Consider the following 8,300-nt stretch of genomic DNA (forward strand, 5'->3'; position numbering starts at 1 on the left):
CCTTAATTTTATGTTTCTAAAATCCCTTCTAACACTTTACATGGATGATGATTATGTTTGAAAAAGTTGTCGCAGCTCCGGCTGACCCTATTCTTGGTTTAACCGAAGAGTTTAAAAAAGATCCTCGCACTGAAAAAATTAACCTCGGTGTTGGTATCTACAAAAATGAAGCAGGTGAAACACCTGTTCTTGCGACAGTAAAGAAAGCGGAAGCGGCGTTGCTTGAGTCTGAAAAGACCAAATCTTATCTCACCATTGAAGGTACTGCTGAATATGGGCTCGCGGTACAAAAACTCCTGTTTGGCGATGAATCTGAGATTGTGACGCAAAAGCTCGCAAAAACGGCGCAAGCGCCCGGTGGTACTGGTGCACTGCGTGTAGCTGGTGAATTTATTAAGCGTCAAATCGGCGACGTGAAAGTGTGGATCAGCAACCCAACATGGGCAAACCATCACGGTGTTTTTAATGCGGCTGGTTTAGAAACCACGCAGTATTCGTACTACAATGCCGAAACGAAAGATAAAGATTTCGCAGCGATGCTTACCGATCTTGAGCAAGCTCAAGCGGGTGATATTGTTCTTCTACACGGGTGCTGCCACAACCCAACTGGCATTGATCCAACCGATAAAGAGTGGGAAACGTTAGCAAAATTAGTCGCTGATAAAGGGCTTCTTCCTCTGTTTGACTTTGCTTATCAAGGTTTTGCGAAAGGTGTTGAAGAAGACGCACAAGGCCTACGTACTTTTGCGAAATACAATAAAGAGATCTTAGTGGCGAGCTCATTCTCTAAAAACTTCGGTTTGTACAATGAGCGCGTGGGTGCGTTTACCATCGTTGCTGGCTCAACAGATGTCGCTGAAACAGCTTTCTCACAAATTAAAGCGATCATTCGTTCCATTTATTCAAACCCACCAGCGCACGGTGCTGCGGTCGTTACTTATATCCTCAACAACGCCGAACTGCGCGCGGAATGGGAAAACGAAGTGACAGAAATGCGTGAACGTATTCAAGAGATGCGTGAGCTGTTTGTTACCACCCTAAAAGCCGAAGGTGTGAAGGCTGATTTTAGCTTTATTGAACGTCAAAATGGCATGTTCTCTTTTTCTGGTTTGAACAAGGAACAAGTTGCTCGTCTGAAAGATGAATTAGCAATTTACATCGTCGGTTCCGGCCGTATCAGTGTGGCAGGCATGACGAAATCGAATATGGGCCCACTGTGCAAAGGTATTGCAGCGGTTCTATAATCGATAATGATAAGAAATAGACAACAATAGCCGCCACTTGTCGGCTATTTTTTTATCTTCAATTCACTGAAATGGCACTTGATTCACATCGAAGCGCGTACACTTTCCCCTCTTGCCTGCAAAGCACGTTCTTTTCATGTACTATAACTCTCTGAATCCTATGTCCAATGCCACCTATGTGACCTGATCCCTTTGACCAGTTACATCGTTTAGCTGGCTCACGACGTCAGAATCCCACAATATGAACTCCGAAACACAAGGAAGCCTCCATGGAAGCAGAATTAATTGAAATCAAGAACTTCCTTGCTCAGTATCCACCGTTCAATGAACTACCTGAAGAAACACTGATCGAAGTGACGCAGAGCGTAGAAATCTCCTATTTTCGACAAGATACACCCATCATTCATTTTGGTGATCATATCCAGGACTTGTATTTGATCCGCAGCGGCGTCGTCGAGGTGTACCGTCGCAAAGGCGAATTATACAACCGCCTAACCGAAGGCGGTTTATTTGGTCAAATGGGGCTATTGACCAATAACCGTGTTCGTTTTCCGGTCACAGCGATTGAAGATACGCTGGTTTACTGTATTCCAGAGGCAAGGTTTCAGGATTTATATGACAACTATGATTCCTTTGCTGATTTCGTTGAAGTGCAAGATAACGCGCGCCTTCGCCAAGCCGTGCTGAGTAAAACAGAGCAGAATGATCTCACCACCTCGAAAGTGCGAACCTTACTCAGCCGAGAAGCCCCTTTCGTTTACAAAACAGAAACCATTCAACATGCGGCGATCAAGATGGCGGAAGAGAGTATCTCTTCACTGCTGGTGATTGACCCTGATATTTTGCAAGAGAGTGACGACGATAACAGCCCGGTAATCGGCATCCTGACTGACCGAGATCTCTGCACGCGTGTATTAGCCGTTGGCATCGATCCTAATCACCTCGTCACGGAAGTGATGACAACGGAGGTTATCTCATTAGATCATAATGCTTATGTCTATGAGGCCATGCTGAAAATGCTTCGGTACAATGTTCATCATCTTCCTATACTCAAAGAAAAAAAGCCGATCGGTATCATTGAAGCGACCGACATTGTTCGCTACGAATCACAAAACTCATTGCTGCTCGTCAGTCGCATCTTCCAGCAACAAAGCGTTGAAGAGTTAGCCACACTGTCGCACCAAGTCAAAGACAGTTTTGTTCGTTTAGTCAATGAAGATGCAAACTCACATATGATCGGCACGGCGATGTCAGTGATTGGCCGTAGCTTTAAACAAAGAATCATTGAACTTGCTGAAGAATTACTAGGCTCACCGCCTATTCCATACTGCTTTTTAGCCTTGGGTTCTATGGGCCGTGACGAACAGTTAATTGTCACGGACCAAGATAACGCTTTAATTTTGGACGATAACTATGAAGAAACACAACATGGTGCTTATTTCGAAGCGTTCGCCAAATTTGTCTGCGACAGCTTAGATCAATGCGGTTACAGCTACTGTACGGGGGACATTATGGCCAGCAACCCGATGTGGCGTATGACTCGTAAAGAATGGGAAGCCTGCTTTGCCGATTGGATAGATAACCCTAACCCTAAGGCGCTATTGAATGCATCCATCTTTTTTGACTTATACGGAGTGTGTGGCAGGACCAAATGGGCAGAACAGCTGAATGGGTTTATTGTACGACGAGCACGCAAAAATAATCGATTTCTTGCATGCCTTGCACGAAATGCACTGAACCGCACGCCACCATTGGGGTTTTTCAAAGACTTTGTGATGGAAAAAGATGGACGACACAATAACACCATCAATTTAAAACGTCGCGGCACCGCACCGTTAGCAGATTTAATCCGTGTGCATGCATTGGCTGTCGGTTCACGTTCTACCAACTCGTTTGAACGTTTAGATGACATCATTGAAGCCGGAATTCTACCCAAAGGACGGGCGCAAGATCTGCGCGATGCAATGGAGTTTATCGCTATGGTACGCATTCGCCACCAAGCGGCTGACGTTGAACAAGAAATAGAGCCAGATAACAATATCGAGCCAGAAAATCTATCTGATTTTGAAAGACGTAACTTAAAAGATGCGTTTCAAATCCTAAGCAATGCGCAAAATTTCTTGAAATTCCGTTATCAAGCCAGCAATAACTTTAAGTGAGAGTGATGATTAAACAATGGTTTCAAAAACCGAGCATCGATTGGGTAGCAAAATATGCCAATAAGCAGTCGTTGGTTAACCATCCGTTACTCAAAGATTTTTATTCAAGGCCGATTGCTAAGGGTAGCACGCCAATCGATGAAATAGAGTTTGTCGCTTTAGATTTGGAAACAACGGGTTTAAGTGCGCAGCATGATGACATTATCACCATTGGCTTGGTGCCTTTTACCTTAAACCGTATCTATCTAAACCGCTCTAAACATTGGATAGTTCGGCCACGCCAAGCGTTAAAAGAGGATTCGGTGGTTATTCATGGCATCACACACAACGATATTTTAGATGCGCCAGATTTGGCAGAAGTGCAGGAGTCGATACTGAAGGCCTTATCTGGAAAAATTGTTGTGGTTCATTACCGTCATATTGAACGTAGCTTTCTCAATCAAGCATTAAAAGTGCGATTGGGTGAAGGTATTGAGTTCCCTGTGATCGATACTTTGCAATTGGAGACGGAAATTCAACAACGGTTGCATGGAGGTTTATGGAACCAGTTAAAAGGGCAAAAACCACAATCAGTGCGTTTAGGGCAAGCGCGGGCGCGTTATGGGCTACCAGCGTATACTCCACACCACGCTTTAGTTGATGCTATTGCCACCGCGGAATTATTCCAAGCACAAATCGCTCATCATTTTGATCGGCAGCAAAGTGTCCGAACGTTGTGGCTATAACTTTTTGATTATCCTTTAAAGGGATTCTTTCAAGGTTTAGTACCGTGATCGACACGAGCAAAAAAAGAGGAACCCATGTTAGGTTCCTCTTTTTTAATCACATCTCGGCTTTTACGCTTAGAACTTACAGCTTAAAGCGACGAATTTCATTTTCTAACTGATGCGAAAGCTCAGAAAGTTGTGATGCTTGTGCTGCTGCTTCATGCGCTTCTTGTGCAAGATCGTTAGACACATCGCGGATCCCTTCCGTGTTTCGAGTAATTTCCGACGTCACAGAAGCTTGCTCTTCAGCGGCCGAGGCAATTTGCGTCGCCATGTCACTGATGCGCTCAACTGAATTATGAATTTGCATCAAACTTGCTGCAGCGGCGTTCGCATCATCTACGCTGGTTCCAGCAAGCATACGGCTATCACCCATAATGCCAACCGCTTTACCCGTCGTTGATTGCAACGTTTCGATCATCTGCTGAATTTCTTTTGTCGAAGCATGTGTACGTTGACTAAGCACACGAACTTCATCGGCAACCACCGCAAAGCCACGACCTTGCTCACCAGCACGTGCAGCTTCAATCGCCGCATTCAATGCTAGCAGGTTAGTTTGCTCTGCTATGTTTTGAATAGTCGCCAGAATCGTATTGATGTGTTTGCCGTGTGCTTCTAGCTCAAGGATAACATCAGTGGCCACTTGAACTTCTTGAGCCAGATTTTGAATCGAGCCTTGTGTTTGTGAAACTTGATTCGAACCATGTACGCAAGCCGTTACCGCTTCGCCAGAGTTTTGAGCGGTATGATCTGCGTTACCGGCAATCTCTTGTGTAGCTGCGGCCATTTCATTGATGGCCGTAGCCACCATATTAATTTCATCTTGTTGTAAACGGATACGCGCACTACGCTCTTTGGCTTGAGCGGCCGTCTGTTTTGACTGTTCAGACAACGCAGCAGAAACAAAGCTGAGTTTAGAAACCATGGTGTGCATGTTACCGACAAAGGTATTGAAGTTTTGTGCTAATTGCCCAACTTCATCATCGCTTCTTGGTTCAAGACGTTGAGTTAAATCACCGTCTCCGGAAGCAATTTCCTCTAAGGCTTTGGATACTCGGCTAAGATCTCTAAACAAAAAGCTCACTAACCAAGAGACGATTACAATCACAGCAATAGTAATCACAAGCGCAGTCACAATCAGGCCGGTAAGCAAAGATGTATGCGCTGCTTCTTCCGTTGCACGATCCATTTGGATAGCGAAAATCCAATCGGTTTGCGGCACTTTGGCGAAGTAAAATAGCTTATCAACACCTTGTAATGACGCATCTTCAACGGTACCTGAAGCCACTGCTTGCTCTATCATGTTCATCGTCAACGTCTTCGACAATGACGACACTGGTTTTAATAAGAAATTTTTATCTGGATGCGCTAAAAAGGTTCCATCTTGCGCATCAATTAACATCGCGTAGGCGTTTTTGCCCGCATCTAAACTGATGACATCTTGGATGAGCTGATCGATTAACACATCGGCACCAACGACGCCGACAAATTGCCCATTGCGACGCACAGGCTCTGCAATTGTCACCAACAGTGCATTGGTGATCGCGTCTTTATAAGCGGGGGTGATAATTTGTTTATTCGCTGAAACGGCATCTTTATACCAAGGGCGTTGGCGAGGATCATAGTCAGCACGGTTACGCTCAGGGTGTGAACGATACATCTCACCTTGCGGTGTACCAAAGAAAATATCATCAAAGCCACCCGCCTTGCGAGCTTGCTGTAAGAAAGGGACGACATCATCTTGAGCGGTGTAGTCATTAAAAGCAGTTGAGATCTCTTTACGGACCACAATCCAGTCCGAAATGCCTTTCGCAGCGGCAGCTGACAAGCTTTCTGCCCGCGAATATACGCCATTTCGAGTTTGTTCAAAGAGTTGATCAGCGGCTAGCCAAGTCAACGCGCTCGCCATAACGACGACGGCAGAAAGACTGGCACCGATTAGCTTTTGCTTTAGGGTCAATTTCATTGGGTTACAAAATGTATGAAGCGGAAAAGGTGGCGAATATTAACCAGATTTCGCATAAGTTGCACTAATTATGTATCTATTTTTGACACAATATAACCTTTTGCTTTTACTAAAGTTATTAATTAATGTTGTCATGACGACTGTCAAAAAAACAGCAAAAAGGCGACTAAAAGTCGCCTTGATGATTAACGTCCATACCCTTCCCACTTAAAGCAGCCTTGGGTATATCTGAATTAGTGCTTAGATAATTCGGTTCGCATACCTAACAGTAGGCTCACACACATCAATAGTAAGACGATGGTAAATGGCAGCGCCGTTGATATTGCCGCAGCCTGCAACGCTTCAATAGCATTGGTGCCACCAATCCATAATAAGGCTACGGCGATAGCGCCTTCCATCAACGCCCAGAAAATACGCTGTAGGACAGGGGCATCCACTTTGCCTCCAGCAGTAATACTATCAATAACCAGTGACCCTGAATCTGATGAGGTGATAAAAAATACCAACACTAACACAACCGCAATCACTGAAAGTAAGGTGCCATAAGGCAGCGCATCAAACATTTGGAACATCGCCAGTGGCACTTCGGTCAAACCATTCGCGCCTAATTGGCCAACATTGTTGATGACTTGATCAATCGCCAAACCACCAAATACAGACATCCAAATCAAAGTAACAGCAGTAGGTACTAATAGTACGGCGGTGAGGAACTCGCGGATAGTACGACCTTTTGATACTCGCGCAATGAACATTCCAACAAATGGTGACCATGAAATCCACCAAGCCCAATAGAACACTGTCCAACCTTGGAACCAAGCCTCATCAGTTCGACCGTGCGGGTTACTGAGTGGGATGATATTTTCAATATACGCCATTAATGTGGTTGGAATGGATGAAAAGGTTACGGTATAGCCAATCAGTGCAACCAAAATCAGCAGCAAGAACGCAACGATCATATTGATGTTACTGATGACTTTAACACCACCATCAATACCACGCACCACGGAGACCACCGCTAATAAAGTAACGACGGTAATCACGACAATTTGTAAGCCCATTCCGGCATCAATGCCAAATACATGATGGATACCACTAGCCGCTTGTTGAGCACCCAGCCCTAATGACGTTGCTAAGCCAAATAATGTTGCTAATACAGCCAGAATATCAATGATGTGCCCTGCCCAGCCCCAAGCACGATCGCCAAGCAACGGGTAAAAAATAGAGCGAATAGAAAGCGGGAGCCCTTTGTTGTAAGTAAAGAACGCAAGGGAAAGCGCGACCACACCGTAAATGGCCCAAGGGTGTAGACCCCAATGGTACATGGTTGCACCTAATGCTAGTTTAGCCGCTTCGGGTGTGTTAGCTGCAACACCTAAGGGTGTCTCATACCAACCGGTAAAATACGCCACAGGTTCAGCGACACTCCAGAACATGAGACCAATACCCATCCCTGCGGCAAACAGCATAGAGAGCCAAGAAATAAAAGAGTAGTCTGCTGTCGCCTCTTGGCCACCTAAACGTATTTTACCAAAGGGAGAAACAATCAAGCCTAAGCAAAACAGCACAAAAAGATTACCCGACCAAATAAACAGCCAGTCAAAAGTGCCAATAATTTTCCATTTAACGCCATCAAGCACGCTCTTCGCAACCTCAGGATCAACGACTAAAGCGGCGACTAAAAATAGCGCAATAAATCCGGCGCTAAAGCCAAACACTGGGTTATGAACATCAAACCCCCACTTTTGCACGTTATCTTGCCCGACAGTGTAGTCAGTACTGTCGATACTGTACTTATCAATACCTTTTGTCATTTTACCTCTCTAGAAATCTAGACATGATTTTTCAGTTGAGATTAATAACCATGAGAACGAAACAATTTTAAGAAAAAAACCAAAAATAACTTCGTACTCATAGCAATTTATTTTTCAATATGATGAATACCCTACCAAAATCACAGAAAAAATCCACTGAAAAGCAACATAAAATGCCATTCAAGGCAAAAAACAAGCCTTAATGGTTAAACTTAAACCAATTTATGTGGAAAATCGAAAACAAAAACATTCGAGCACTAATCATTTTACATCTCAACTTATACACTCATCATCTTAGACCAGAACAAAAGAGGTCGAATGCTACTTTTCAAGTGAAAAGAACTGCGCTATGG

At 44.4% G+C, this 8,300-nt stretch carries 5 protein-coding genes; 3 read left to right on the forward strand and 2 right to left on the reverse strand.

Features of this window, described 5'->3' with window-relative positions; all coding sequences use genetic code 11:
• Positions 1–53 precede the first annotated feature (53 nt).
• The 3 genes from B9J87_RS05785 to B9J87_RS05795 all read left to right on the forward strand — a co-directional run bounded on the left by B9J87_RS05785 (position 54) and on the right by B9J87_RS05795 (position 4,128).
• Positions 54–1,244 carry an amino acid aminotransferase gene (locus B9J87_RS05785; protein ID WP_088717991.1) on the forward strand — a complete coding sequence of 397 codons (1,191 nt, stop codon included), beginning with the start codon at positions 54–56 and terminating at the stop codon, positions 1,242–1,244.
• Between the two features lie 269 nt (positions 1,245–1,513).
• Complete coding sequence (locus B9J87_RS05790) at positions 1,514–3,403, forward strand: putative nucleotidyltransferase substrate binding domain-containing protein (protein ID WP_094149715.1); 1,890 nt, start codon at positions 1,514–1,516, stop codon at positions 3,401–3,403.
• Positions 3,404–3,408: 5 nt separating this feature from the next.
• Positions 3,409–4,128, forward strand: coding sequence for a 3'-5' exonuclease (locus B9J87_RS05795; protein WP_069571721.1), 720 nt, complete (start codon positions 3,409–3,411; stop codon positions 4,126–4,128).
• 124 nt (positions 4,129–4,252) lie between these two features.
• On the opposite strand, the gene B9J87_RS05800 is transcribed toward B9J87_RS05795, so the two are convergent.
• Together B9J87_RS05800 and B9J87_RS05805 are read right to left on the reverse strand one after the other, a co-directional pair.
• Entirely contained in the window at positions 4,253–6,136 is a 1,884-nt protein-coding gene (locus tag B9J87_RS05800) for a methyl-accepting chemotaxis protein (RefSeq protein ID WP_013856752.1), read from the reverse strand.
• A gap of 233 nt (positions 6,137–6,369) precedes the next feature.
• Positions 6,370–7,947, reverse strand: coding sequence for a BCCT family transporter (locus B9J87_RS05805; protein WP_013856751.1), 1,578 nt, complete (start codon positions 7,945–7,947; stop codon positions 6,370–6,372).
• Between the last annotated feature and the right edge of the window lie 353 nt (positions 7,948–8,300).

Source organism: Vibrio sp. V19_P1S1T109, from assembly GCF_002241375.1.
GTDB classification, from domain to species: Bacteria; Pseudomonadota; Gammaproteobacteria; order Enterobacterales; family Vibrionaceae; genus Vibrio; species Vibrio anguillarum.

Excerpts from the sequence above, each read along its gene's own strand:
- B9J87_RS05785 (WP_088717991.1), top strand. The coding sequence starts at position 54 with ATGTTTGAAAAAGTTGTCGCAGCTCCGGCTGACCCTATTCTTGGTTTA.
- B9J87_RS05800 (WP_013856752.1), bottom strand. The coding sequence starts at position 6,136 with ATGAAATTGACCCTAAAGCAAAAGCTAATCGGTGCCAGTCTTTCTGCC.
- B9J87_RS05795 (WP_069571721.1), top strand. The coding sequence starts at position 3,409 with ATGATTAAACAATGGTTTCAAAAACCGAGCATCGATTGGGTAGCAAAA.
- B9J87_RS05790 (WP_094149715.1), top strand. The coding sequence starts at position 1,514 with ATGGAAGCAGAATTAATTGAAATCAAGAACTTCCTTGCTCAGTATCCA.
- B9J87_RS05805 (WP_013856751.1), bottom strand. The coding sequence starts at position 7,947 with ATGACAAAAGGTATTGATAAGTACAGTATCGACAGTACTGACTACACT.